The organism is Halorubrum sp. SD41 (genome assembly GCF_058630335.1).
The window spans coordinates 22,022-45,031 of the sequence record NZ_JBZVGZ010000010.1; the positions used below are offsets into that span (position 1 = coordinate 22,022).

Here is a 23,010-nt window from a genome sequence, read left to right on the forward strand (position 1 = left end):
GCAAGGAGCGGCGGTCCCTTAGAACAGGGATTCCAGCTCGTCGCTGTCGTCGCTGACGAGCTCGTCGAGGTTCTCGTCGCTCTCCTCGCGGATCTCGTCGAGGTTGTCCTGCGCCTCGATGGCGACCTGCTGGAGCTCCTTGATCCGCGGGACGTTCGTGACGCCCGCGAGCAGGATGACGGTCGCGACGAAGCCGGCGCCGCGGTACGGGTAGTCCCCGCCGCGGACCTCCATCGAGCCGGTCTGCTCTTCGAGCCACTTGCGGCCGCGCTCGATCCCCTTCCGGTTGAGGTACTCCGGCGGGCCCGCGAGCACGAGCAGCGCGCGCTCCGCGCCCTCGATCTCGCAGGGGAGCGTGAGCCGGCCCAAGGCCGCCTTGCGCACGAGGCTGGTGATCCGGTTCGTGGTGTGCGCGCTGTCGAGCTCCTCGTCGTTCCCGTCGTCGCGCAGCCGCGAGAGCAGGCCGCCCGAGGAGCGCTCCTCGACCTCCTCCTCCGCGTAACCGACGGTGGAGACGCCGCCGCCGGAGAGCGTGTTGATGATCTCCGAGGAGTCGACGACGCTCTCGGCGACCTCCTGGCCCTGCTGGATCTCGCCGGCGCCGAATAAAATTCCGAACCGCCGGACGATCTCCTCGTTGATCTCCTCGTAGCCGCCCTGAACGGACTCGCCCGTCTTCCGCCAGGCGTCGTTGTCGAACACCATCAGGTTGTCCACCTCGCGGACGAACGTCTGGAACGAGCGGGCCGCGTTGAGGGTGTAGATGCCGCCCTCGTCGCTGCCCGGCAGGATCCCCAGCCCGTAGACGGGCTCGGTGTAGATCCGCTTGAGGTGTTTCGCGAGCACCGGCGCGCCGCCGGAGCCCGTCCCGCCGCCGAGGCCGGCGACGACGAGGAAGGCGTCGACCTCGTGGACCGGGATCGAGTCGATGGCGCCCTGGACCTCGTCGATGTCCTCCTCGGCGATCTCCGCGCCCAGCTCGTTGTCCGCGCCGACGCCGTGACCCTTCACGCGCGACTGGCCGATGAGGACGCGCTGGTCCTCGGCGATGTGTTCGAGCCCCATGAGGTCCGCCTTCGCCGTGTTGACGGCCGCCGCGGCCCGAACGATCTCGGAGCCCGTCCGCTTGTCGTACTCCAAGAACTTGTCGACGACTTTGCCCCCCGCCTGTCCGAATCCGATCATTGCGAGTTTCATCGTGTGCTCCCTCCGCGTTTGAACTGAACAGAACGCGATCTCCTATAAAAGCCTTCGGTTGCGGTTACCAGCGTTGAGATTAGGACTGTTGACACGTTCGCGTCGCCGGCGATCCGAGCCTCAGTCATCGGATCCCGAGGTGTTCGCCGAGCGTGGTCAGTTCGGTCGGGTCGACGCCGAACGCCCCGACGTCGTTGTCGGCGGTCGTGTTGTCGAACTTCAGCGACCGGTACTGGTCCGCGCCCATCGGGAACCCGGGCACCGCGCCGAGGACGGAGAGGCCGATCTTCGCCAGCGGCATCGGCAGCGGGACGATGGTGACGCCCTTCTCCTCCGCCTCGTAGACGAGGTCCGTCACCTGCCGGAGCGTGAGCACCTCCGGCCCCCCTATCTCGTAGGTCTCGCCGGCGTGCTCGTCGTCGGTCACTGCGGCGGCGATCATCGGCACGAGGTCCTCGACGTGGATCGGCTGGAACCGCGTCTTCCCGCCGCCGGGGAGCGGGTACAGCGGGACGCCCGGCGCGAACATCCCCTTCAGCCGCTTGGTGAACGAGACGAACTCGCCGCCCTCGCCGAAGACGACGGAGGGGCGAAAGATCGTCCAGTCGAGGTCGCTGTCGCGGACGATCTCCTCCGCCTCGCCCTTCGCGCGGATGTAGGCGGTGTCGCCGTCAGGGTCCGCGCCGAGCGCGCTCAGCTGGACGAAGCCGTCGACGCCGCCCGCCTCGGCCGCGCGGACGAGGTTCTCGGTCCCGCCGCGGTGGATCCGGTCGTGCATCCGGTTGCCGCCGTCCGGTTCGAACAGCGGCGAGAGCGCGACCAGGTTCACGACCGCGTCGTGCCCCTCGACGGCCGACTCGATGGAGTCGTAGTCGGTCACGTCGCCGGTGACGCCCGTCACGCCGTCCGGCGTCCCCTCGGGCGAGCGGGAGAGCGCGGTCACCGCGTGCCCGTCGGCGGCGAGCGCGCGACAGAGGTACGACCCGATGAATCCGGTCCCGCCGGCTACCAACACTTTCATGCGTGGTATCTCGCGTGGAAGGCCCGTAAACCTACCGCGGCGTCAGACATCGTACCGTTGACCGGCGTCGTCTCCGGCCGCTCGGGATCACTCCTCTTCGGGAACCGGGACCGTTAACACCGGCACGGGGACCGTCCGGAGGGTGCGCTCGGCGACGCTCCCCAGCAGGTACCGCCCCACGCCGGTCCGGCCGTGGGTCCCCATCGCGACGAGGTCGACGCCGGGGTCGTCGACGTACGCCCGGATCCCCCGCGCGGCCGAGGAGGCGACCTCGACGGCGCCGACCGCCTCTAACCCGGCGTCCTCGACGCGCTCGACGCCCTCGGCGACCGCGTCGTCGGCGTACTCCGAGAGCACGTCCACCTCGACGTGGTCGCCGATACCGATCCCGCCGGTGTCGACGACCGAGAGGACGTGGACCGTCGCCCCCGCCCGTTCGGCGATCGGGATCGCGCGGTCGAGCGCGGCGGTCGCGGCCGGGCTCCCGTCGGTCGGCACCAACACGTCCTCGTACGGGTACGGGACGGCCTCGTCGCCCGGACGGAGCGCCAACACCGGCACCGGCGACTGCCGGACGACGCGCTCGGTCGTGCTGCCGACGAGGTGTTCGACCCCCTGCCGCCCCCGCGTCGACATCGAGACGAGGTCGGCGCCGACCTCCTCGGCGTACGCGGCGACCGTCTCGGGGACGCCCCCCTGCCGGACGGCCGTCTCCGCCTCCACGCCGCGGTCCGCGGCGCGGGCGGCCGCCTCATCGACGATCGACTCGCCCTCCTGTTCCAGCACGTCGACTACGTCGCCGCCGATTCGGGTCACGCTGTCGCGGGTCGTGTCCGCGACGTGGAGGAGGTGGACCGTCGCGCCGTGGTCGGCGGCGATCGCCAGGGTGTGCTCGAAGGCCGCCGCGGCCGCGTCGCTGCCGTCGGTGGGGACGCAGATCCGGTCGTACATACGCCCCCGGTCGCGCCCGCGGGTGAAAAACGCTCGTGTGGTTGCCGCGCTGCGGGACCGTCCGGTCCCGGTGGCGGGAGGGAGGCGCTCGTCCCGCTACGCCGCGTCGCCGGGCGACTCCGCGTCGGCGTCCGATCCGTCACCGGCGTCGCCCGACTCGTCCGGGCCGTCGCGCCGCGTGACGCGCACCGTGGAGATGCGCGCGCCGTCGACCGCGGTGACCTCGAAGACGTACGCCTCGGTCTGTGCGACGTCGCCGACCTCCGGCGAGCGCCCGATGCGGTCGAGGACGAACCCGCCGAGCGTCTCGTAGCCGTCGCCGCTGAGGTCGGTGCCGAGCGCGTCGTTGACGTCGACGAGCGCGACCGACCCGTCGGCCTCGTGGGTCCGGTCGCCGGTCCGACGGATGGTGTGGCGGCCGTCGGCGACATCGAACTCGTCGCGGAGGTCGCCGACGAGCGCCTCGGCGACGTCCTCGACGGTCGCGATCCCCTCGAAGGCGCCCCACTCGTCGATCACCGCCGCCATCTGCCGGCGCTCGTCGCGGAACTGGACGAGGAGGTCGCCGGCGCTCGTCGTCTCCGGGACGACGAGGATCTCCCGCGCCAGGTCGCTCGCGGTCGCGCCGTCGTCGCCCGCCTCGGTCGCGCGCAGCACGTCCTTCACGTCCACGAAGCCGACGACGCGGTCGGCGTCGTCGTTCTCGACGACCGGGTACCGGGTGTGACCCGCGTCGAGGACCGTCTCGCGGACCGCCGAAAGGGACGCGTCCGCGGGCAGCGAGACCACGTCCGGGCGAGGGACCATCAGCTCGCGGGCCGCGGTATCGTCGAGCTCGAAGACGCCCTCGATCATCGCGACCTCGGACTCGTCGACGTGGCCGGCCTCGCCTGCCCGCGCCAGCACGCGCCGGATCTCCCGCTCTTCGAGCGTCTCGTCGCTCTCCGAGGCGGGCGGCACGCCGATCAGGCTCGTGAACGCGTTCGCGGTGCCGTTGAACACCGCGATGCCGGGCGAGAAGATCAGATAGGAGAGCTTCATCGGCGGCGCCAGGAGCAGCGAGATGCGCTCCGCCTGCGCGATGGCGATCGTCTTCGGCGCCAGCTCGCCGAAGACGACGTGGAGGAAGGTGATGACGGAGAACCCGATCGCGAACGCGACGAGGTGGACCAGCCCGTCCGGCAGGACCGGACCGAGGGCGGGCTCGATGAGCGCCGCGACCGCGGGCTCGCCGATCCACCCGAGCCCGAGCGACGCGAGCGTGATCCCGAGCTGCGTCGCCGCGAGGTAGTCGTCGAGGTTGGTCATCACCTCCTGAAGCGTCTCCGCGCCCGCCTTCCCCTCCTCGACCAGCTGCTCGACCGAGGTGGCCCGGATCCTGACGAACGCGAACTCGGAGGCGACGAAGAAGCCGTTCAGGGCGACCAACGCGAGGGCGGCCGCTACCCGCGAGAGCGAGACGGCGACCGCTACCATCCGTCTCCTCCGGGCGCGCGTGGTGCTGACGAGTCGACGACCATACCGGCCGTTCGAGGAGGGGTCACTAAAAAGGGCCGTCGGGCGGAGCCGCGCTCGGATCACGGGGCCCGGCCGCCCAGACCGGACCCGGGTCGTTTATTCGTCGCCGCGGCGGAACGCGACCATGCTGATCACGCTGGAGGGGCTCGACGGCAGCGGCAAGACGACGGTCTGGGAGGCGCTCCAAGACGTGTACCCCGACGCGACGTTCACCCGCGAGCCCACCGACAGCTGGTACGGAGAGGCGGTGGGGCGCTCGATGGGTGACCCGGACGCCGACCCGCTCGCGGAGCTGTTCTTATACACCGCCGACCACGCGAACCACCTCTCGGAGACGGTGCGGCCGGCGCTCGCCGACGGCGACCTGGTTATCTCCGACCGCTACTCGGACTCGCGGTTCGCCTACCAGGGGGCGACGCTCGCGCGCGCCGACGCCGGGATCGAGCGCCCGCTGGAGTACGTCCGCGGGATCCACGCCGCCTTCTCGCGCCCGCCGGACGCGACGATCTACCTCGATCTGGACCCGAAGACCGCGGCGGAACGCGCCGGGCGCACGGACAAGTTCGAGCGCGACGGCTACCTCGCGGCCGTGCGCGACAACTACGAGCGCCTGATAGACGCCGACCCCGGCCGGTTCCACCGCGTCGACGCGACGCGCGCGCCCGAGGACGTGGTCGCGCGGGTCGAGGAGATAGTCGCCGATTTGGTCGACCGCTGACGCCGTCTCGTTCGAGGGTTTCAGGGGGTATCCGGAGTTTTCAGCGCGTGTCCGAGAGCTCTCAGCGCGTGTCCGGCAGCTCGTACTCGTCCGGCGACGGGACGTAGAGGTAATCAATTGCGACGCCGAGCGCCAGCGGGAGCGCGACGAGCAGCGCCAGCAGGATCGTCGAGCTCCCGACGTCGATCCCGGTCCCGACGCCGAGCGCGCCCGTGAAGACGATCGTCGAGACGAGCAACAGCAGGGGCGTCAACACGAGCGTGTACACGACCGACCCCCACGACGTCGAGAGCTGGATCCGGAAGAACCGGGTCGCGACCCCGGCGAGGAACGTGTGGAACGCGACCAGCGCGAGGAGGCTGCCGAACCCGAACAGCGCGAGCATGGTCGCCGTACGGACCGCCGACACTTCCCCCTATCGGCCGCAGCCCGGACCGACTTCTCCCGGACCCGACCGCCGCTCGGGCGGGCCGGCCGTCCCTCAGACCGGCCCGCCGCCGCCCTGCTGGCGCGCGGCCGAGAGCAGGTCCGAGACGGGGGGCGTGTACTCGTAGCCGGGGATGACGCCCTGAACGTACGTCCCCTCGACGAAGTCGATCAGCGCGCCCGCGTCGTCGACGCCGCGCCGCTCGTTGATGTCCGCGAACTCGTAGGTCACCGCTATCTCGTCGCCCCCGCGCTCGACGGCGGGGTCGAACTCCCTGTCCTTCCGCGTGACGCCGCCCACGTCGACCGCGCGGCGCTCGAACGTGTCGGCCCAGCCGTCCTCGACCACGTCGGCGACCTCGTCGGCGGTGACCGCCGAAAGCGTCGGCACGCGGACGGTGACCGTGAATCTGATTCGCCCCTCGTCCGCCCGCTCGGCGCGGACGCGCCCGTCGAAGGCGGTCGTCGTCGAGACCCAGCCGTCGCCGTCGCGCTCGAAGGAGCCGTGGTCAGCGAACGCCCGCCGGACCCGGTCGGGGAGGTCGTCGGCCGGGGCGGACCCGTTTCCCGCGCCGTCGACGGGCTCGGCGTCGTCGACGGGCTCGGCGTCGTCGTCCTCTGTTTCGCTCATACCGATCGGAGGCGACGCGCCCTGAAAAGCCGCTCGCGTCGCCCGGGCGAGTCCCGTCCCGGCGTCGCCGCGAACTCCGCCGACCCCGTCACCGATACTGGCACTCCGGGCCGGTACGTCGGGCCCTTTTGTGCGTCGACCGACGAGGCAGGGTATGGCAGACACCTTTCGGTCCACCGAGGGACTGATCGACGCGCTCGCGGACGCCGAGTTCGACCGGCCGCCGGCGCTCGTCAGCAACGCGCACATCACCGGCCTCGGCGTCGCTCGCGCGCTCGACGCCCACGGCGTGCCCGTGATCGCGCTCGACCGAGCGGGAGGCGACGCGGGCGCCGACGCCGGAACGGTCACCCACGACGGGCTCGCGCCGCCCTCGGACGCGGTCGACTTCGCGGGGGCGGTGACGTACCCGCTCGACGACCTCGACGGGTTCCGCGAGGACGTGGAGGCGGTCGTCGACGCCGCGGGAACCGAGGCGGTCGCGTTCGGCTGTATGGACGAGTGGGCGCTGTCGTACGCCGAGGCCGACCCCGACGGCGTCCGGCTCCCGTTCGCCGGGAGCGAGACGCTCGACGCGGTGTTGAACAAGTCGGCGCTGTACGCGACCTGCGAGGCGCTCGGCGTCCCCTACCCGGAGACGTACCGGTTGGCGGAGACCGCGGCCGCGGCGACGCGCGAGCCGGACGCGACGGTCGACGAGGCCGCCGACGCGCTCGGCTTCCCGCTGGTGGTGAAACCGGAGCTGAAGCGGGACTTCGAGGAGGCGTTCGGTACCAACGTGATCGAGGTCGCGGACCGCGAGGAGTTCGCGGACGTCGTCGCGGCCGCGAGCGAGGAGGGGATCGCGGTGATGGCCCAGAAGCGCGTCGACATCGCGACCGGAAGGGACCACTCGCTGGCCTCCTACGTCCCCCCGTCCGGACGCGACGACGCGCTCGCAGTCGTCGGCAACGCCGCGGTGCGGTACCCGCGCAACTTCGGCACCTCCTGTCTCGTCGAGACCGCGGACGAACCCGCGATCGAGGAGCGCGCGCTCGCCGTCCTCGACGACGCGGGCTACCACGGGATCAGCGAGTCGGAGTTCGTCTACGACGAGGCGCGCGACGAGTTCCTGCTGCTCGACGTCAACACCCGGCCGTGGAAGTGGATCTCGATGCCGGTCGCCGCGGGCGCGAACCTCCCGATGGCCGCCTACGCCGCGGTCACCGACGCGAGCTACGAGTCCGACGGCGTCGAGCCGACGCGGTGGGTGTACCTCCGCGACTACCTCTCGCTGCTCGCGGGCGACGACGCGTTCTGGGACCAGCTGTCGGCCGCCGACTGGCGCCGGCTCGTCTCCGGCGCCTTCGAGCGCGAGGGCGACCTGACGACCGGCGTCTACCGTCCCTCGGACCCGAGCCCGGCTGCGAAGCTGTTCGAGACCGAGTTCGTCGACCGCGAGTACTACTGCTCCTGCTAGGTCGGCGTCGTTCCGGACGCGGCCGTCGATCACGACCGGTCGTCGTTCGGACCGTCGACCGCGTCGTCGCCGACGGGGACCTCCCAGAGGAGGATGGCCGCCGCCCCGACGACGAGGACGGCGCCGCCGACGCCCAGCGCGAACGTCGGGGAGACGGCGTCGGAGAGGAGGCCGCTGCCGAGTTGGAACGGCACGACGGCGAGCCCGCTGACCATCGCCATCGCGCTCAGGACGGTCGCGCGACCGAGGCTCTCCACCCGGTCGTTGACGTACTGTCCGGCGAACGACCGCGTGACGTCCGACACCCCCCGAATCAGGAGGAACGTCGGGAGCGCGAGCACCGGGACGAAGTACATCCCGATCAGCGCGCCGCCGACGGCGAACGGAAGGACGAGGAACCACGCTCGCAGCCCGATGCGCTCCCGAATCGCTCCCGTGTAGTAGGTGAGCACCGCGCCGACGAGACTGTACGCCGCGTAGAACCAGCCCAGCAGGGATTCGACCCGCAACTGCGAGACGCCGAGGTCGAGAACGACGGTCTCGAAGATCGGCTGGAGAAAGACGAACACGAGGTACGTGACCGCGGCGTACAGGACGTAGTAGTACAACAGCAGCGACCGGAGCCGACGGCGCGAGAGGACCTCTCTCACGATGCTGACCGTCCGGCGGAGGCTCAGGTCCTCCGAGTCGGTGCGCTTGTACGCCTCGGGCTCGTCGAGCGTGAGCAGCACCGCGACGCCGAGGCCTGTCACGCCCGCCGCGACGAACCACGGGTACGAGAGGTCGATACTACCGAGGTATCCGCCGAGGATCGCCGCGACGGCGCCGACGGCCAGCGCCGCCGACTCGCCGCGACCCCGAACGCCGGCGAACTCGTCCTCGGAGAGGTCGTCGGTGAGCGTGTCGTAGAGCCACGCGTCCTCGCTTCCGGAGCGGAAGTTGTACCCCAGCGACCAGCAGACGTAGAGGACGGCCAGCTGGAGGAACGAACTCGACAGACCGATACCGAGGAGCGTCAGGGAAATGAGCGCGGTCCCGATGAGGAGGCTGTTTCGACGCCCGACGCGGTCGCCCACGTAGCCGGTCGGGATCTCGCCGAACAGCGTCGTCAGGTTGTACAGCGCCTCCAGAACGGCGATCTGCGTGAAGGAGAGATCCTGCGCCAGAAAGAAGAGGTACATGATCGGCCGGTAGAACTCGACCGCCTTCGTCGCCTTGTAGGCGTAGTACTTCAGGATCGGTCCGGAGAGCGACTCCCGAAGGCCACCGCCCGTGCTACCGGCCATGCGTGTGGCGAGAGACGGGAGGCCGACTGGTGTATCCTGTTATTACGGACGACCCCACTCGGCGCATACACCGGCGAATTTGGCCGGTATCTCTCGCTCGACCGGTCGCTTCGCGGGGCGGTCGAGCGGTCGCGGGCGACCGCGGAACACAACGGTTAGTGCGCCCGCCGCCGCAGGGCGCGTATGGGCTTCTTCGAGACGCTCGCGGACCGGATCGACGCGGCCGACAGCGTCGTCTCGGTCGGGCTCGACCCCGACCCGAGCCGACTCCCCGAGCACGTGGGCGACGCCGACCTGCCCCGGTGGGCGTTCAACCGACGGATCATCGACGCGACCCACGAGCACGCCGCCTGCTACAAGCCGAACGCTGCCTTCTACGAGGACCCCGACGGCTGGCGCGCGCTCCGCGAGACCGCCGCCTACGCCGAGGGGAAGGGCGTCCCCGTCCTGCTCGACGCGAAGCGCGGCGACATCGGAAACACGGCGCGGCGGTACGCCGAGGTCCTCGACTGGGTCGACGCGATCACGGTGAACCCGTACCTCGGGCGCGACGCGCTCCAGCCGTTCCTCGACCGCGCCGACAAGGGCGTGTTCGCGCTCTGTCGCACCTCGAACCCGGGCGGTGCCGACCTCCAGGACCTCGAACTCGCCTCGGGCGAACCGCTCTACGAGCGCGTCGCGGCGCTCGCGGACGTGTGGAACGCGAACGACAACGTCGGGCTCGTCGTCGGCGCCACGACGCCCGAGGAGCTGGAGGCGGTCCGCGAGATCGTCCCCGAGATCCCCTTCCTCGTGCCCGGCGTCGGCGCGCAGGGCGGCGACGCCGAGGCCGCGGTCGAACACGGGCTCGCCGGTCGCCCCGACCTCCCGGTCGACGTCGGCCTCGTGAACTCCTCGCGGGGGATCATCTTCGCCGGCGAGGAGTCGAGCCGGCCCGGCGACGAGGCGACGTACTTCGGCGCCGTGGGCGACGCGGCGAAGCGGCTTAAAAAGCGGCTGAATCGGCACCGGTAGGCCCACACACCCCTCGGCGCCCGCGCTTACCCGCGGCCGGCGGCACAGCCGCTACAGGCGCGGGCCGCCTCGTCCCAGTGGTCGTCGCAGACGGCGCGCCCGCAGCGGTCGCAGGTGCGGGTCGCGGTCGCCGCCTCGCAGACCTGACAGAGTCCGGTGAGGCTCACGCCGGCGGTAGGGTCGCACGCCTTATGAGGATCGGGGGCGAGCCCCGGATATGCGCCAGTTCGTCGTCGTCGGCCGCGACGTGCCCACCGACCCCGACGTGATCTCGCTGTCGGACGTCCCCGGGGCCGGGCGGCTCGACCTGCTTTGCCGGTGCGTGAGCGCGGGCGTCTTCCTCTCGCACGGCATCCGCGAGTCGGTCCGGGTCCACCTCGTCGTCGCCGACGAGTTCACGGTCACCTTCGACTCCGACACGCTCCGGCACCTTCACCCCGACGAGCGCAACGTCGCCGCGCGGGTCCGCGACGCGCTCGACGCGAAAGCCGACGCGATCGGCCACATGCCCGCGGACGTTTCGCCCGGGGTCGAGCTCCGTCGGATGGGCCTCGACGCGACGCTCGACCGACTCGTCAGCGAGGACGGTCGCGGCCCCGACGGGACGCTCGTCCAGCTCCACGAGGAGGGCGACCCGCTCGTCGACGCGGAGCCGCCCGAGAACCCAGTGTTCGTGCTCTCGGATCACCACGACTTCGCCGAATCGGAGGCCGATGCGATCGCCGACCGGGCCGAGCGACGACTGCGCGTCGGTCCCGAACTGCTCCACGCGGACCACACCGTCACCGTCGTCCACAACTGGCTCGACACGGATAGCTACGCCGAGTACTGACCCTCCGGCGATGCCGACCGACCCCTCCGACCGCGAGACGACGACCGCACCCGACACGGACCCCCGATTCGAGGTCCCCCTGCGCGGAATCGACGTCGACCCCGAGACGCGCTGCGCCCACTGGGACGACCCGGTCGACGTGGTCGCGCTCCGGTTCGGCTGCTGTGAGGCGTTCTACCCCTGCGACGCCTGCCACGACGCGGCGACCGACCACGAGGCGGTCCCGTGGCCCCGAGACCGCTTCGACGAGCCGGCGGTGCTGTGCGGCGCCTGCCGCACGACGCTCACCGGCCGCGCCTACCTCGAGGCCGACGACGACGCCTGCCCCGCGTGCGGCGCCGCGTTCAACCCCGGCTGCCGGAAGCACCGCGAACGGTACTTCGAGATGGAGGGGACAGTCGACGGAGATGGCGACGACGATTTATAAGTGATGACGCGCCAGCGGTGGCGCGTGCCTGCGAGCGCCCGACGGGCGCGAGTCAGCACGCGCGAGGGAGTCAGGCGCGACGAGGGCGACCGAAGGGAGCCCGCGGGACGCGCCTGACGAGGCTGGGGAGGCGTGAGGTGCGGTTGCGGTGCGGGGCGGGACTCGAAGGGGCGGTCGCGAGGACGAAGACGCGCGACGTACGGACCGCAGGGAGCGAGTGAAACGAGCGACTGAGGACCGCAACGAGCGCATCGAGTCCTCGCGACTGGGGCTTCGTGGTACCCGCGTCTGGCGTCGATGAACTGGATATTCTATCGACACCTCGCCCGTCCGGTACGTCTTGATCGCCCCCCTTTCGGAAGGATTAAAAGAACGAGCGGCCTTCTGTCGAGTGCGGGCCGGTGGGGTAGCTTGGTATCCTTCGGCCTTCGGGTGGCCGTAACCACGATTCAAATTCGTGCCGGCCCACTACCCCCTTATACTTTTTCCAGCCTCTACTGACAGGTATTAGCGGCTCTACGGGGTGGTCCGCGTGAGCCTGTCCGACGGCTCAACCGGGACGAGCCTGTCCGCGGACGGTCCGGGCGAGTTCTGGTGCGGCTTCTGTACCCAGCGGTGTACCCGGAACTCGACGAGCGGTGTCGAGTACGGCCACGCCCTGGACTGTCCCGAGCGGCCCGACGACCTCGATAACCCCGACGGGAAGTGAACCGGCGAGCTGCGCGCCGGTCCACCTCCCCACGGGTCCGGTACGATCTCGTCCGCCTCGACCGCGCGAGCCTCGGTAGTCACTCCAAGCGGTCGGCAACCTTGCGGTCCGTGAGGTCCGCCGTACGCGGACCGAACGGTGCCGACCGCGCACAGGCGACCGAAGGTCGCCAAACGAGCGGCGGTGCGGTCGCGGCGCGTTCGACCGCGACCGTGCCGGGAGGTGAGCGATGAGCGCGCCCGATGAAGGGAGTGCGTCTTGGCCTTCCAAGGAGACTAACTCTGTAACGGCATCTCTCACCGGATTAGAGGAAGACGCCGATCCCGTCGTCGAACGCGTCTCCGAGTTCGCGACTGAGTACCCGCATCTCGCCGATCAACCGCTCTCCGAGACGCACGGGCGCAAACTCCGCCGCATCGTCACGGAAGCCGAGTGGGAACAGGAGTTCGTCGACCCCGACCACCCGTTGGAAGATTCGTTCGCTGTCGATCGGCTTCGCGAGCGTTCCGCTGGGACGTGGCTTGACGCCGTTCACGCGTTCCTCCGCGCACACCACGAATATGACGGGATGCTCGCGCGCTTCGAGGATCGGGAGAGTGGCGACGAGTTCGACGTACCGCTCGTCGACGCATGGGGGAAAGAGTACAGCAAGAAGCAGTACGCACGAGCCCGTGCGCTCCAGCGACAGATGTCCGGCGGCGAGCGTCCTTCCGGTGGCGAAGCGGTCCCCGCGTGGGACGACCCGGTGACCGCGATGCTCACGCTAACAGCTTCCTCGGTGCCGGATGGGACTCGCGTGCCGCCGGTTGACCAGATGGACGCGATTCACGACGCGTTCAGCTACGGCGGCGTTCGCGACACCCTCCGCAACGTGATGGAGTATCACCTCGACCTCGACTCCGATCAGTGGGGATACTGGCTCCAAGCCGAACCACACGGAATGGGAGCCGCTTCGAACCCTGACGGGGACGCCGGACTCAATGCTTGTTACACTCATATTCACGTCGGCGTCTACTTCGACGGCGGTCGCTTCGACGATCTCCGTCCGGTCGCTTCCGAGTTCGAACGGGTGATCGACAAGCACCTCGAAGTCTGCGACCCCGCCGGATGGTCGGCTCACAACTACGACGCGATCGACGACTACCTCCACGAAGACGACGGCTGTATCTCGATGAACGCGGACGTGGGGAACCTCGGTTCGTACCTCGCCGCGTACATGGGCGGCTACACTGAGGACCTGCTCGACAAGCCGATCGAGTACATCGCGTGGGGTGCCGTCTACTGGTCGGCAGCTCGTCGTCGGACCTCTCGGTCTCAGACCGTGAATCAGGCCATCCGTGCCGATCGGTGTGAACAGCGCGCTGAAAACGAGGAATCGGGACAAGTCGACTCACACGGCGAGCGCGTCCGATGGGACGACGGCCACGGTGCCGACGTGGTCTGCTCGTGCTGCGGCTCTCCGTGGATTATCGAACAGGACCGCCTCGATGGGCCGCCCGAACCGGATACCGCGCTCGACGACGATCTCCGATGGGCAGCTGGTGCGGTGACCTCGCCGCCAGCGACTGAACCGACTCGCTCGCTCGCGGAACGGTGGCCGAGCGCGGATAGTGCGTGGTCCTACGGCGAGTCACCTCGAAAGGCGCTTATCCGCGAGCGCGTTCTGGATTACCTCGACGTTCACGGCCGAGACATATCGCTTCCATCGCTTCTGGCGCATCTGAACATCGACCCGTCATACAAGGCGTTCGTCGGTGAGGTACTGAACGGGACCGAACAGCCGCAGTCCGAGTCAGTTGATCGACGCCGACACGAACCACAGTTCGGCTACGAGCTGAAGGCGATCGTCGACGCCGACGGCAACGAACACCAGCCCGGCGGCGGCGGTATCGACATGGTACAGCTGGAACTCCCTGTCTCAAATATCATCGAGAACACCCGGCTCGGGAATGACCTCGCACAAGGAGAGATCTTCCGCAACAGACGGTCTGGTGTCGGGAGTCATGATCCCCGGACAATCGCGAATAGCTTCATCAATTCTGGAATTACCGACCCAGAGGTAGTTGACAGACTTCTTATTGTTAATGACTACCATATCGCCAATCCCGAGAGGGATCGTGATGAACCGCGACCATGTATGCAACCTAGCGATGAACGTCAACGCTGATTTTATTCGGAATAAGATTAAACCATTCAATATGTCTGATCCACTCGAAATAACAGAAAGAGTCGCTGTCACGGCTGCTGTTCTAGTGGTGGGATATCTAATCTATCAGGTTTATACTGGGAATTTCACTGCTCAGTTCGCATCTGCTATTGGTTCATTAGGCCTCGTAGCTGCCACGCTGATCTCACTATTAGCTACGAGAACGACTGTTAGAGAACAGCGCCTCGCAAGAAAACAGGATATAAGACCGTTTCTGAAGGTTGATATGAGTCCAGTCACCATCTCTGGACATGGAATAGCTGTTAAAAACATAGGAAATGGCCCTGCTAAGGATATTAACATAACAGTAAAAGCGGTACCAAGAGAAAATTCAACTGTCGATGAAACTACGGAATTAGGCTTTGAATTACCTATAATCGCACCAGACGAATTTGTTCCTCTCTCAGGTGGATCAATTACAGATGATGAAATATCCCTTGGACAATACGACCACTCTGACGATCTTGCTGATGAAGATATGCTTTACCGACCCGATCTAATTAGCGAAGAAACTCTAGGAAAGTACGCAGAGATAAGGATATCTGGAACATGTGAAGATATGCTTGGGAATACAATTCAGATTGACAGCAGCTATAACCCTGTCTTTACCGATGAGGGCCTTGCGCGACACATGGGTGGGGATGACGTTGCTGATGCCCTCTCAGACATCAATAGTGGTATTAAAGACATAAGAAGAGAAATTAAACGAATAGGTGGCGGCCCTGGTATATAATTCGAACTATATTTATAGCTCTACACCCTCTCAGTACTATTACTTTCACTTAGGCTAGGGTATCCTTATTCATACTTTTTCTCTCAACTAACAGTTGGAGATGTCGACTGAAAGACCGACGCCGCCTGACGGTTTTGAACGGTTTGAGAGTGACGACCCCGACAGCGACGTTCCAACCGTGGAACTCGAAGCCGGTGAAGTGCTGGAGGGACTCGTTCTCGACCTGACCGAAGGGGAAGGCGATTACGGCCCGTGGTACCGGCTCAAGATCAAAGACGAGAGTCGCGGAGTCGTGCGGTACTTCGCGAAGGACGAGGTGAAGCGCGCAGCTGCGGCCGACCGCATCGAGGTCGGCGAACAGATCTGGGTCGCGATGGACACCGAAGAGGTGACGCTGGAACGTGACGACGGCTCGACGCACGACTACCACCCGACGATGGTCGGGTTCCCGGGTGGTGACTGATGGCGTCGTCCTACTCGCGCTCGATGGGCGACACGCTGTCGGACTACACCCACCTGCGCACGCTCCCGGCGCTGCTGTCGGTCGTGTTCGTACTCGCCGGACTCTACCAGTTCGGCGGCATCAGCGAGGTGATGCTGACGTGGCTCGACTACACGCTGACCGCCCAGCACGCAACGTTCATCTCGCTGGCTGCGTACGCGATCGCCTTCGCCAGCAGCGAGACCAAGCAGTTCGACTCGTACGAGCAGTGGGAACAGGTCGCGATCGCGCTCGGTCCGCTCATCATCGCCGGCTACCAGTACGTTCCCCAGCTCGCCGACCTCATCAACACGAACAGTAACCTCGGCCCGATCGTCGCGTTCCTCGCGACCGTCGTCGCCTGGGGCGTCGCTGTTCGGTAATCCACCCTCGAACCTCACCTTATGAGTTCAAACTATGACACCGCGACTAGCTGTAACGCCTCGGACGGCCCTGCTGCTGGGGACCGCGTGGGCGCTGGCGACGCTCCTGCTCGGTCTCGCTCTCGTGTGGGCCGCCGCACCTTCCTGAAAGGTCTCGGCGCGTCTGCCGCCGGCGCTGTCGCCCTCGGCTCCGACCACGGTTTCACCCGCGAGGCTGAAGCCATCGCCCCGCTGATTGGCGTCGGCGCGATCGGCGCGTCTGCCGCCCTCGGCTGGGCGCTCCGCGAGTTCGAAGTGGTCGGGTCCGACCCGCCACCCGAGGGCCTGACCGCTGACGCTCTCGAACAGCAAATCTATCAAGCGGTCAAAACCCGGCGCTCGAACAATCAGAGTACGATCGTCGATAACCAGAACATCCTCGACGGCGTTAAGAACACCGCGTACACCGACGCGAAGGTGGCTGCCATCGAGCAGCTAAACGCTGGGGTCTCTGAGTCCGAGGTCCTGTCCGCGGCCAACGCGGCGATCGACTCCTACGAGTCCACGGTGAAAGGGAACTTCCTCAAGTCGTGGAATGAGTCGGTCAACGAGCTTCAGGCGCTGCTTCAGTCGGCGGTTGATCACCCTGACATGGGAGAAGGCAACCTGCTCAACAGCTACGACATCAGCATGGAGATGCGGTCGCAGGATCTCTCTGTCTCCGATGTGAGCAACACCCTGCCAGATGGGACGGACCTCCCTGTCAAGGAGATTTACATCCACTGGTACGACGACTGGGAGGCCACGCTGTCGCCGTTCACCGCTACGGAACACGTCCCAAATCAAATCTCTGAGGGAAAGAAGGCCGTCCACTTGTCTCTGAGCCAAGTTGATGGTGACTTCATTTACCTCAACGCCGCCGAGTGGAAGCCTCTGTACGACGAGATGGATACCGTATTCACCGAGGTCCGCAACGGTATCTCGACGTGGGTGACGAACGTCTACGGCGACGTTCAGTCCGGCTCGATCGAGGTCTCCGAACTCGTCACGCCCCGCGAACGCGCAGCGATGATGTCCGACGAGGAAGGGTCTGCGCAAGCGATCGCTGACCTCGCCGCGCTGAACATCTCCGTCGACGTTGAGCGGCAGGCAACCATCACTTTCAGCGACTCCGGTGCGACGCTTCGCGGGACGTTCGGACTTACCGACGAGTCCGACGGCCCGATCGAAGCTGGCGAGACGTACGACCCGACGACCTTCAGCGGCGACGTGTACTTCACCACAGACACCTCGCTGCTCGAAGGCGACTGGTCCGCGTACGAGTCCGGCGTCGACGGCGGGAACATCACGCTCACGTCGGAACCCTACGAGGGGACCGCTGTCGAGGTGACGACCGCTGCGAACGAGACTGTCGCCGTCAACGCGACCGACTGGACCGCGACCGGCAGCGGGACGTGGTACTACGACGCTGCCGATGACCTCGAAACCACCATCACCTCGGTCACCGATGCTCGCTACCGCGCCAACACCACGGAAACGAACATGGAGACGCTGAACCTCGACGCGACGTTCACCGTCGACAAGTTCGAGAACACCGAGACTGGCGAGGAAGCGCAGTCTGCGTCGTTCGAGAAGTCCGAACCACAGGACGACTCGAACTACATCACGCAGGAGGAATGGAACTCCCTCGAACAGCAGAATCAAGAGCTGATCGAGAAATACGAGGCCAGCCAGAACAACGGCGGCGGCATCGACCTCGGCCAGCTCGACATGTTCGGGCTGCCCGGAGAAATCGTCGGCGTCGCGATCGCCGCGATCGTCGGCTTCCTCGCGCTCTCGGACTAATCCATGTTTCCCCGATTTTTCCTCGTCGCTGTGGTGATAGTCGCCTCTCTATCCGGCGCTGTCGCCGCGCAGGACGCTCCGAACGCGACGGCTGAGAACTCGACTGACTCCTGTGGCGAGTACGTCACCGAGTATATCTCGCTCTGCTCGGCCGACTACGACGGCACCGCCGCGGTGATCGTCCTCGACGCCGACCGTCGCGAACGCATCACGGTCACCGAAGCCGTCGCCCTGACCGAACCGCGCGAACTCAACCGCCGATCGTTCGTCGTCGACGGCCGCACGACGATCCGCTTCGCGGTCGAACCCTCGAACGGTGCTGCTGGCGTCACGATCGACGACGGGACCACGCTCTACGGCGTCCCGCTCGAAACCTCGTCGACGATCGTCGCCGGGCCGTTCACCGCGAGCGACACGCAAGCCGCCGGGGTCGGCGGCGCGCTCGGTGTCGCGCTGACGACCCTGTACCTCGTCGCCCGGCGCGTGTACGGCAAATCGGAAGAGGCAGAGAGGGTAGCATGAACGCCACCAATCCCGCCACCAAGGACGAACAGCCCGCGTACCTCGACCTGATCGACTGGCTCCGTGCCCGCGCTCCCCAGCTCGTCGTGCTGTCCATCGTCGTCGCGATCGTCGCGATAGTCGCCGGGTTCGACGTGTCGATTCCCCGCTTCTGGTACATCGCCGGTCTCACCGCGCTGCTCGTGACGCCGCTCGGCTGGATGACCGGCTCGAAGGTCGTCGGCTGGCTCTACAATCCCTCCTTCGTCTGGTTGATCGACCTTGACGCCCGCGTTCTTGACGGCGGAATCTACCGACTCCCGCCTGACGAGTTTCGCGAGATGGACGTACTCGACGGAGAAGAGTTCATCAACTCCACCTACGAACTCACGCAGCTGTCTCCGAACCTCTACGTCGGGAAACAGGTCGACCTCGAAGACATGACTGTCGTCGGCACCTGGCGCGGCACGCTCGACGATCGCGAGCTGACCCGCGCGCTCCGCGCAGTCCACGAGTGTCGCGGCCAGCTCCAAGAGGACGCCCAGCGCGGGTTCATCCTCGAAACGTCCGCGTTCGTGGTCGTCCGCCGCGCGACCCGGAACACGGTCGAGCGCGTGGTCGAGCTGTTCGAAGACGGCTCGCTGCCCGACTCCGGTTCGGGTATCGAGCGCGCCATCGACCAGGAACTCGAAGAGTTCGGACTGGCCGACTCGGACAATCAAGACCTCGCCGACCTCGTCGACGACGCTGATCTAGACGACCTCGACCACAAATCCGGGTTCGACTTCTCCGAACCGGAACCTGCGACCGAGCGGAACGGTCACGCCGAGAAAACTGAGGTGTCGATCGATGGGTGACTCCGATGAGGGGATGCTCACGGCTGCGAAGCTCGCCGAACAGCTCCAGGGCAACATCGACACGGATCGCGACTTCGCGTCCGGTGCGGGTGCCCTCAACCCCGAAGACGTTCCCGCCTCGGTGTTCCTCGACGATATCGAACCAGACGTGACCGGTCAATCCGAGCTGCTGTCGCTCGTCGATCGGACTCAACAGTCCCGACAGGCGTCGGAAGCGATTCGCTCGGGGAACTCGCTGCTGCTCTCGCATCTGGTCGGCGTGACCGAGCAGGACCTCGACGCCTCTGCGCTCCGGCTCCCGCTGCGGCTCGACGACATGATGACGAACAACGACGCGACCGCGTTCATCGGTGGCGCTGGCAACCCGAACACGGGGAAGACGAACCTGATGGCGCTGCTCGCCGAGCTGCGGTCCGCGACCATCGACGATCTCCTCGTGATCTCGAACTCGCGCACCTGGGACCGAACGGACATCGTCGTCACCAGCGCGCACGACCTCGCTGTGACGTGTATCGAACACCGCGACCGACCGAAGTTCGTCTTTATCGACGAGGGGTCGACGCACTTCGACGCGCGGACGAACTCCTACGAGGTCGCGGCGCAGTTCTCCCCGCTCGCGAAGCGCATGGCAAAGGTCAACGTCGACGTGTTCGGCACGGTGTTCCACACGGGCAAGGACTGCCACCCTGAGCTAAAGCGGCTGTTCACGACGGCGTACTTCAAACACTCCAAGAAGGAGGTGGATTTCTTCGCCGACTGGCCGGCTGACGCCGACAAGCCGACGAACCAGCTGTTCGGTGGGACGGTCGAAAACCTCGAACCCGCGAGCGCGGAGCCGGACCCGAACGACGCTGCTCCGTGGAAGTGGGACCTCGAACCCGACCTGTTCAGCAAAGACCTCGACTGGCCCGATCTCCTCGCCGAGCTGCGCGAACGCGGACCAGCAACCTGACTCCACGGTGATCCACCCACCGACCCACCCACCCCTTTCAGTGGGCGGAGCGCGACCCCTCCTTGTGGGGGGTCGCGCAGAGATATTCAGATATTAAACAGGAAATCGTTCGACTGGTTAACCATTCGTTCAACTTCACTCAAGTCTGGATCATTATCTGTCGCATGGGAGCATTTATTTCTAATTCCACCCAGATAATCCAACAATCTTTTATCATCGTCATCAATAACTCCTGAATTTTTTAACGAATCAGCCAGTGATGAAATGCCATCCATATGATCGTATTCAACATCTTGATCAGCGGTTTCACACATTGTAATTAACTGTCGTTCAATAGCAACACCACAGACTACGCCGGCAGCCCTGATATCCTCGTTTTCCAGTAATCTCCGCGCAGTTTCCATTTCTTCGGAGATAATTCCTCTTGAGATTGCTTTTCTAGCTTTCAGGACCTCAACATCCACTCTCGGTGGAATTGATCCGACAAGATCTATCTGAAACTGGAGTGAACGCATAGCTTTCGATAATAGGTCGCTTGTGTTAGAAATTTCATTCGAATTAATAAATTCAATATTCATCTCTACAGATTTTCTTACGTTTTCGTATCGGGCTTGAAATTCACTATGCCTATCCGGTAGATATTCAGATACCAGTGGGGAGGCACGGTTGTACCAGACCTCATATCTAGTTAACACCTTGTTGCTTTTTTCAATTCCCTCCTCAGTCGGACTCCATTTGTTACCGTTCCGCTCGTATGAGGATACTGTGTCAAGTGTAATCGATAATATCTCCTTACCTTCTTCCTGAAGTTCATCTATTTCATCCCGAATGTCTCTGGTTAGTTCAGCAACCATCTCTTCTACCGTTTACTGTTACAGGCTAATATTATTTAATTGACCACTTCTTGAGATGACCTGCGTCAAGATCACCCCGTAGATAAGCCAGTCCCCATCGAGTTACCTCATACATTTTGCTGTCCGGAATGAGCGGCACTATTAGTTCTCTCTCAACTAGACATCCACATCGCTGGTCAATATATTCTGCGTCAGTACCGAGTTGTTGAAACTCTGGCTCAGCTGCCATTGTAGAAGGTGATGCCCAGGATTCTTCAGATAAATGCTCAAGAATTCGTTCATCAACAGGATACATCCACCGGCCCATCCGCCGTACTTTCATGACTTAAGCCTCGTCTAAGCTCTCACCTGCGTCTCCACCACTCGATACCTCCGCATTTCCATTCTCTGCTGCGTTGTACTCTCCCTGTAGATACGATAGCCCCTCGTCGGTCACTTTGTAGATCCCGTTCCCAACTGAGAGTAGTAGTCCGTGTTTCGCGAGTTTTCGACACCGCTGCCCGACGTACTGCGAGCTGTACGGAACTCGTGGATGCTCCGCGATCTCGCTCGGCGACATGAACTCGTCCTCTGACTCGGCGAATAACTCCAGTATTCGCTCGTCGAGGAGAACCATCCATTTTCCCGACTTTCTCATACGCGCTATCTCGTCCGCAGTTTTATATAAGCGAAGATGAGAAACGTTCGCTACGAGGACAAACTATATTTTGTCTCGGTCTGAATCACTTCTCAGACATGGAAAAGAACCTATCGAGGTGTTCCGAGTGCGGAGCCTCCATCGATCCCCTCCCCGACGACGGGTTCACCCGGTACGCGCGGCTCGTGGCGGCCTACCTCGACCACTTCGCCGACGAGCATCCTGATCACGAGCTGCTCGACACACCAGAGGGTCACCTGTGAGCCGGGACCGCTCGCGCGATCCCGGCGACCTCCATCCTCGTGAGGCAGTCACCCGCTACCTCCGCCGCCGCCGCTCCGACTCCACGGACGCCAGCGTCAAATCGTGGAAGTACCGACTGAAGCTCTTCGTCGAGTGGTGTCAGGGGATCGGCGTCGAGCGCGTCGGCGACCTCCGCGGGTACGACCTCGACGAGTATTACGAGCTGCGCAGCGGCGCGGTCGCTCCGGCGACCCTCGAAGGCGAGATGTGGACGCTCCAGAAGTTCACCGAGTACCTGGAACAGATCGGTGCCGTCGACGATCTCTCCGACTCGGTGCGGGTTCCCGACCTCGACCCGTCCGACCGCGCGAACTCGGAGAGTCTGTCGACCGAGGCAGCGCTCTCGCTACTGAACTACTACCGGGACTCGGACGTTCACCGGGCAACCCGGCAGCATACCTTCCTCGAACTCGCCTGGCATACGGGCGCTCGGCAGGGAGGTCTCCGCGCGCTCGACGTTCACGACGTGTACCCCGACGAGGGATACGTCGAGTTCCATCACCGCCCGGAGACCGATACCCCGCTCAAGAACAAACAACACGGGGAACGCGCGGTCGCGGTCCCCAATGAGGTCGCGACCGTCCTACGGGAGTTCCTCGGGAAGCGGTACGACGTTCACGACGACCACGATCGGCAGCCCTACCTCGCGAGCCGGTACGGGCGTCCGACCGAGAACACGGTCCGCACTTGGTCGTACGTCGCGACGCTCCCCTGTCTCCACTCGGACTGTCCGCACGGAAAGGAGCGCACCAGCTGCGACTACACCGAAATCAAGCACGCGAGCAAGTGCCCGTCGTCCCGGTCACCGCACCGGATTCGGACGGGTGCGGTGACGTGGATGCTCAACGCCGGGATTCCGCCCGAGGTCGTCGCGCAGCGCGTCAACGCCTCGGTCCAGACCATCCGCGATCACTACGACTGGGCGACCGAGAACCAGCGGTGGTCTCGCTATCACGACCAGATGAACAGCCGTCGCGAACACCTCCAGAAGCTCGACCTCAACGATGAACTTGATTTCAACACCCAATAGAATGAATCGAGGAATAGAAACCCCCGAGATGGCTGCTCACGGCCCTAAATCGCCGTCGTG

General features: G+C 65.4%; 27 protein-coding genes and 1 tRNA gene. 17 read left to right on the top strand and 11 right to left on the bottom strand.

Features of this window, described 5'->3' with window-relative positions; genetic code table 11:
* Positions 1-18: 18 nt before the first annotated feature.
* The 4 genes from AC4NMM_RS06020 to AC4NMM_RS06035 form a co-directional block, all read right to left on the bottom strand.
* Complete coding sequence (locus AC4NMM_RS06020) at positions 19-1,197, bottom strand: tubulin/FtsZ family protein (protein WP_172863972.1); 1,179 nt, start codon at positions 1,195-1,197, stop codon at positions 19-21.
* A 124-nt stretch (positions 1,198-1,321) separates the two neighbouring features.
* Positions 1,322-2,218: a complex I NDUFA9 subunit family protein gene (locus AC4NMM_RS06025; protein WP_491923818.1), complete on the bottom strand. Its 897-nt coding sequence runs from the start codon at positions 2,216-2,218 to the stop codon at positions 1,322-1,324.
* 87 nt (positions 2,219-2,305) lie between these two features.
* Entirely contained in the window at positions 2,306-3,169 is an 864-nt protein-coding gene (locus tag AC4NMM_RS06030) for a universal stress protein (protein WP_491923819.1), read from the bottom strand.
* A 96-nt stretch (positions 3,170-3,265) separates the two neighbouring features.
* Positions 3,266-4,645 (bottom strand): hemolysin family protein, encoded by a 1,380-nt coding sequence (locus tag AC4NMM_RS06035; RefSeq protein WP_491923820.1) that lies wholly within the window; start codon positions 4,643-4,645, stop codon positions 3,266-3,268.
* 166 nt (positions 4,646-4,811) lie between these two features.
* Between AC4NMM_RS06035 and tmk the strand changes: the two genes are divergently transcribed.
* The gene (tmk, locus tag AC4NMM_RS06040) at positions 4,812-5,405 is read left to right on the top strand and encodes a dTMP kinase (RefSeq protein WP_121596759.1); all 594 of its coding nucleotides are present in this window, start codon (positions 4,812-4,814) and stop codon (positions 5,403-5,405) included.
* A gap of 61 nt (positions 5,406-5,466) precedes the next feature.
* On the opposite strand, the gene AC4NMM_RS06045 is transcribed toward tmk, so the two are convergent.
* Entirely contained in the window at positions 5,467-5,790 is a 324-nt protein-coding gene (locus AC4NMM_RS06045; RefSeq protein WP_096395849.1) for a DUF7991 family protein, read from the bottom strand.
* Positions 5,791-5,886: 96 nt separating this feature from the next.
* Positions 5,887-6,462: a DUF5813 family protein gene (locus tag AC4NMM_RS06050; RefSeq protein WP_491923821.1), complete on the bottom strand. Its 576-nt coding sequence runs from the start codon at positions 6,460-6,462 to the stop codon at positions 5,887-5,889.
* A gap of 154 nt (positions 6,463-6,616) precedes the next feature.
* Between AC4NMM_RS06050 and AC4NMM_RS06055 the strand changes: the two genes are divergently transcribed.
* Positions 6,617-7,921: a carboxylate--amine ligase gene (locus tag AC4NMM_RS06055; protein WP_096395853.1), complete on the top strand. Its 1,305-nt coding sequence runs from the start codon at positions 6,617-6,619 to the stop codon at positions 7,919-7,921.
* A 29-nt stretch (positions 7,922-7,950) separates the two neighbouring features.
* Here the strand turns inward: AC4NMM_RS06055 and AC4NMM_RS06060 are convergent, their stop codons facing one another.
* Complete coding sequence (locus AC4NMM_RS06060; protein ID WP_491923822.1) at positions 7,951-9,207, bottom strand: MFS transporter; 1,257 nt, start codon at positions 9,205-9,207, stop codon at positions 7,951-7,953.
* Positions 9,208-9,390: 183 nt separating this feature from the next.
* Between AC4NMM_RS06060 and pyrF the strand changes: the two genes are divergently transcribed.
* The gene (gene pyrF, locus AC4NMM_RS06065) at positions 9,391-10,221 is read left to right on the top strand and encodes an orotidine-5'-phosphate decarboxylase (protein WP_491923823.1); all 831 of its coding nucleotides are present in this window, start codon (positions 9,391-9,393) and stop codon (positions 10,219-10,221) included.
* A 26-nt stretch (positions 10,222-10,247) separates the two neighbouring features.
* Here the strand turns inward: pyrF and AC4NMM_RS06070 are convergent, their stop codons facing one another.
* Positions 10,248-10,388, bottom strand: a complete 141-nt coding sequence (locus tag AC4NMM_RS06070; RefSeq protein WP_491923824.1) for a hypothetical protein — start codon at positions 10,386-10,388, stop codon at positions 10,248-10,250.
* A gap of 50 nt (positions 10,389-10,438) precedes the next feature.
* Here AC4NMM_RS06070 and trmY point away from each other — a divergent pair, with 50 nt between their 5' ends.
* From trmY to AC4NMM_RS06130, 12 genes are all read left to right on the top strand, one after another.
* On the top strand, positions 10,439-11,053 hold the full coding sequence (gene trmY, locus AC4NMM_RS06075) for a tRNA (pseudouridine(54)-N(1))-methyltransferase TrmY (protein WP_491923825.1): 615 nt from the start codon (positions 10,439-10,441) through the stop codon (positions 11,051-11,053).
* A gap of 10 nt (positions 11,054-11,063) precedes the next feature.
* A complete protein-coding gene (locus AC4NMM_RS06080; RefSeq protein ID WP_491923826.1) occupies positions 11,064-11,480 on the top strand; it encodes a CHY zinc finger protein in 417 nt (138 codons plus the stop codon).
* 395 nt (positions 11,481-11,875) lie between these two features.
* Positions 11,876-11,948 (top strand) — tRNA-Pro (locus AC4NMM_RS06085).
* A 64-nt stretch (positions 11,949-12,012) separates the two neighbouring features.
* Positions 12,013-12,189 carry a hypothetical protein gene (locus AC4NMM_RS06090; protein ID WP_491923827.1) on the top strand — a complete coding sequence of 59 codons (177 nt, stop codon included), beginning with the start codon at positions 12,013-12,015 and terminating at the stop codon, positions 12,187-12,189.
* A gap of 229 nt (positions 12,190-12,418) precedes the next feature.
* Positions 12,419-14,356, top strand: a complete 1,938-nt coding sequence (locus AC4NMM_RS06095; protein WP_491923828.1) for a hypothetical protein — start codon at positions 12,419-12,421, stop codon at positions 14,354-14,356.
* A gap of 31 nt (positions 14,357-14,387) precedes the next feature.
* Positions 14,388-15,128 carry a DUF8453 domain-containing protein gene (locus tag AC4NMM_RS06100; protein WP_491923829.1) on the top strand — a complete coding sequence of 247 codons (741 nt, stop codon included), beginning with the start codon at positions 14,388-14,390 and terminating at the stop codon, positions 15,126-15,128.
* A 178-nt stretch (positions 15,129-15,306) separates the two neighbouring features.
* Positions 15,307-15,591 (top strand): hypothetical protein, encoded by a 285-nt coding sequence (locus AC4NMM_RS06105; protein WP_491923830.1) that lies wholly within the window; start codon positions 15,307-15,309, stop codon positions 15,589-15,591.
* Positions 15,591-15,992 carry a DUF8023 family protein gene (locus AC4NMM_RS06110; protein ID WP_491923831.1) on the top strand — a complete coding sequence of 134 codons (402 nt, stop codon included), beginning with the start codon at positions 15,591-15,593 and terminating at the stop codon, positions 15,990-15,992. Before AC4NMM_RS06105 ends, AC4NMM_RS06110 begins: the two co-directional genes overlap by 1 nt.
* Before the next feature lie 126 nt (positions 15,993-16,118).
* Positions 16,119-17,816, top strand: a complete 1,698-nt coding sequence (locus AC4NMM_RS06115) for a twin-arginine translocation signal domain-containing protein (RefSeq protein WP_491923832.1) — start codon at positions 16,119-16,121, stop codon at positions 17,814-17,816.
* Positions 17,817-17,849: 33 nt separating this feature from the next.
* Positions 17,850-18,338 (top strand): DUF8063 family protein, encoded by a 489-nt coding sequence (locus tag AC4NMM_RS06120; protein WP_491923833.1) that lies wholly within the window; start codon positions 17,850-17,852, stop codon positions 18,336-18,338.
* A complete protein-coding gene (locus AC4NMM_RS06125) occupies positions 18,335-19,174 on the top strand; it encodes a DUF8125 domain-containing protein (RefSeq protein WP_491923834.1) in 840 nt (279 codons plus the stop codon). Before AC4NMM_RS06120 ends, AC4NMM_RS06125 begins: the two co-directional genes overlap by 4 nt.
* The gene (locus tag AC4NMM_RS06130; protein WP_491923835.1) at positions 19,167-20,126 is read left to right on the top strand and encodes a hypothetical protein; all 960 of its coding nucleotides are present in this window, start codon (positions 19,167-19,169) and stop codon (positions 20,124-20,126) included. The genes AC4NMM_RS06125 and AC4NMM_RS06130 overlap by 8 nt, the downstream gene beginning before the upstream one ends.
* Before the next feature lie 86 nt (positions 20,127-20,212).
* Here the strand turns inward: AC4NMM_RS06130 and AC4NMM_RS06135 are convergent, their stop codons facing one another.
* From AC4NMM_RS06135 to AC4NMM_RS06145, 3 genes are read right to left on the bottom strand one after another with little or no spacing between them, the layout of a single operon-like run.
* Positions 20,213-20,980 (bottom strand): hypothetical protein, encoded by a 768-nt coding sequence (locus AC4NMM_RS06135; protein ID WP_491923836.1) that lies wholly within the window; start codon positions 20,978-20,980, stop codon positions 20,213-20,215.
* A 31-nt stretch (positions 20,981-21,011) separates the two neighbouring features.
* Positions 21,012-21,302: a hypothetical protein gene (locus tag AC4NMM_RS06140; RefSeq protein WP_491923837.1), complete on the bottom strand. Its 291-nt coding sequence runs from the start codon at positions 21,300-21,302 to the stop codon at positions 21,012-21,014.
* 3 nt (positions 21,303-21,305) lie between these two features.
* Entirely contained in the window at positions 21,306-21,617 is a 312-nt protein-coding gene (locus AC4NMM_RS06145; RefSeq protein ID WP_491923838.1) for a MarR family transcriptional regulator, read from the bottom strand.
* 98 nt (positions 21,618-21,715) lie between these two features.
* Between AC4NMM_RS06145 and AC4NMM_RS06150 the strand changes: the two genes are divergently transcribed.
* A complete protein-coding gene (locus AC4NMM_RS06150; protein ID WP_491923839.1) occupies positions 21,716-21,880 on the top strand; it encodes a hypothetical protein in 165 nt (54 codons plus the stop codon).
* Entirely contained in the window at positions 21,877-22,950 is a 1,074-nt protein-coding gene (locus AC4NMM_RS06155) for a tyrosine-type recombinase/integrase (RefSeq protein WP_491923840.1), read from the top strand. Before AC4NMM_RS06150 ends, AC4NMM_RS06155 begins: the two co-directional genes overlap by 4 nt.
* Positions 22,951-23,010: the final 60 nt, after the last annotated feature.

What these genes read in the sequence shown, in the direction of transcription:
- AC4NMM_RS06020 (WP_172863972.1), bottom strand. Translation starts at nt 1,197, where the DNA reads ATGAAACTCGCAATGATCGGATTCGGACAGGCGGGGGGCAAAGTCGTC.
- AC4NMM_RS06025 (WP_491923818.1), bottom strand. Translation starts at nt 2,218, where the DNA reads ATGAAAGTGTTGGTAGCCGGCGGGACCGGATTCATCGGGTCGTACCTC.
- AC4NMM_RS06030 (WP_491923819.1), bottom strand. Translation starts at nt 3,169, where the DNA reads ATGTACGACCGGATCTGCGTCCCCACCGACGGCAGCGACGCGGCCGCG.
- AC4NMM_RS06035 (WP_491923820.1), bottom strand. Translation starts at nt 4,645, where the DNA reads ATGGTAGCGGTCGCCGTCTCGCTCTCGCGGGTAGCGGCCGCCCTCGCG.
- tmk (WP_121596759.1), top strand. Translation starts at nt 4,812, where the DNA reads ATGCTGATCACGCTGGAGGGGCTCGACGGCAGCGGCAAGACGACGGTC.
- AC4NMM_RS06045 (WP_096395849.1), bottom strand. Translation starts at nt 5,790, where the DNA reads ATGCTCGCGCTGTTCGGGTTCGGCAGCCTCCTCGCGCTGGTCGCGTTC.
- AC4NMM_RS06050 (WP_491923821.1), bottom strand. Translation starts at nt 6,462, where the DNA reads ATGAGCGAAACAGAGGACGACGACGCCGAGCCCGTCGACGACGCCGAG.
- AC4NMM_RS06055 (WP_096395853.1), top strand. Translation starts at nt 6,617, where the DNA reads ATGGCAGACACCTTTCGGTCCACCGAGGGACTGATCGACGCGCTCGCG.
- AC4NMM_RS06060 (WP_491923822.1), bottom strand. Translation starts at nt 9,207, where the DNA reads ATGGCCGGTAGCACGGGCGGTGGCCTTCGGGAGTCGCTCTCCGGACCG.
- pyrF (WP_491923823.1), top strand. Translation starts at nt 9,391, where the DNA reads ATGGGCTTCTTCGAGACGCTCGCGGACCGGATCGACGCGGCCGACAGC.
- trmY (WP_491923825.1), top strand. Translation starts at nt 10,439, where the DNA reads ATGCGCCAGTTCGTCGTCGTCGGCCGCGACGTGCCCACCGACCCCGAC.
- AC4NMM_RS06080 (WP_491923826.1), top strand. Translation starts at nt 11,064, where the DNA reads ATGCCGACCGACCCCTCCGACCGCGAGACGACGACCGCACCCGACACG.
- AC4NMM_RS06095 (WP_491923828.1), top strand. Translation starts at nt 12,419, where the DNA reads ATGAGCGCGCCCGATGAAGGGAGTGCGTCTTGGCCTTCCAAGGAGACT.
- AC4NMM_RS06100 (WP_491923829.1), top strand. Translation starts at nt 14,388, where the DNA reads ATGTCTGATCCACTCGAAATAACAGAAAGAGTCGCTGTCACGGCTGCT.
- AC4NMM_RS06110 (WP_491923831.1), top strand. Translation starts at nt 15,591, where the DNA reads ATGGCGTCGTCCTACTCGCGCTCGATGGGCGACACGCTGTCGGACTAC.
- AC4NMM_RS06125 (WP_491923834.1), top strand. Translation starts at nt 18,335, where the DNA reads ATGAACGCCACCAATCCCGCCACCAAGGACGAACAGCCCGCGTACCTC.
- AC4NMM_RS06130 (WP_491923835.1), top strand. Translation starts at nt 19,167, where the DNA reads ATGGGTGACTCCGATGAGGGGATGCTCACGGCTGCGAAGCTCGCCGAA.
- AC4NMM_RS06135 (WP_491923836.1), bottom strand. Translation starts at nt 20,980, where the DNA reads ATGGTTGCTGAACTAACCAGAGACATTCGGGATGAAATAGATGAACTT.
- AC4NMM_RS06140 (WP_491923837.1), bottom strand. Translation starts at nt 21,302, where the DNA reads ATGAAAGTACGGCGGATGGGCCGGTGGATGTATCCTGTTGATGAACGA.
- AC4NMM_RS06145 (WP_491923838.1), bottom strand. Translation starts at nt 21,617, where the DNA reads ATGAGAAAGTCGGGAAAATGGATGGTTCTCCTCGACGAGCGAATACTG.
- AC4NMM_RS06150 (WP_491923839.1), top strand. Translation starts at nt 21,716, where the DNA reads ATGGAAAAGAACCTATCGAGGTGTTCCGAGTGCGGAGCCTCCATCGAT.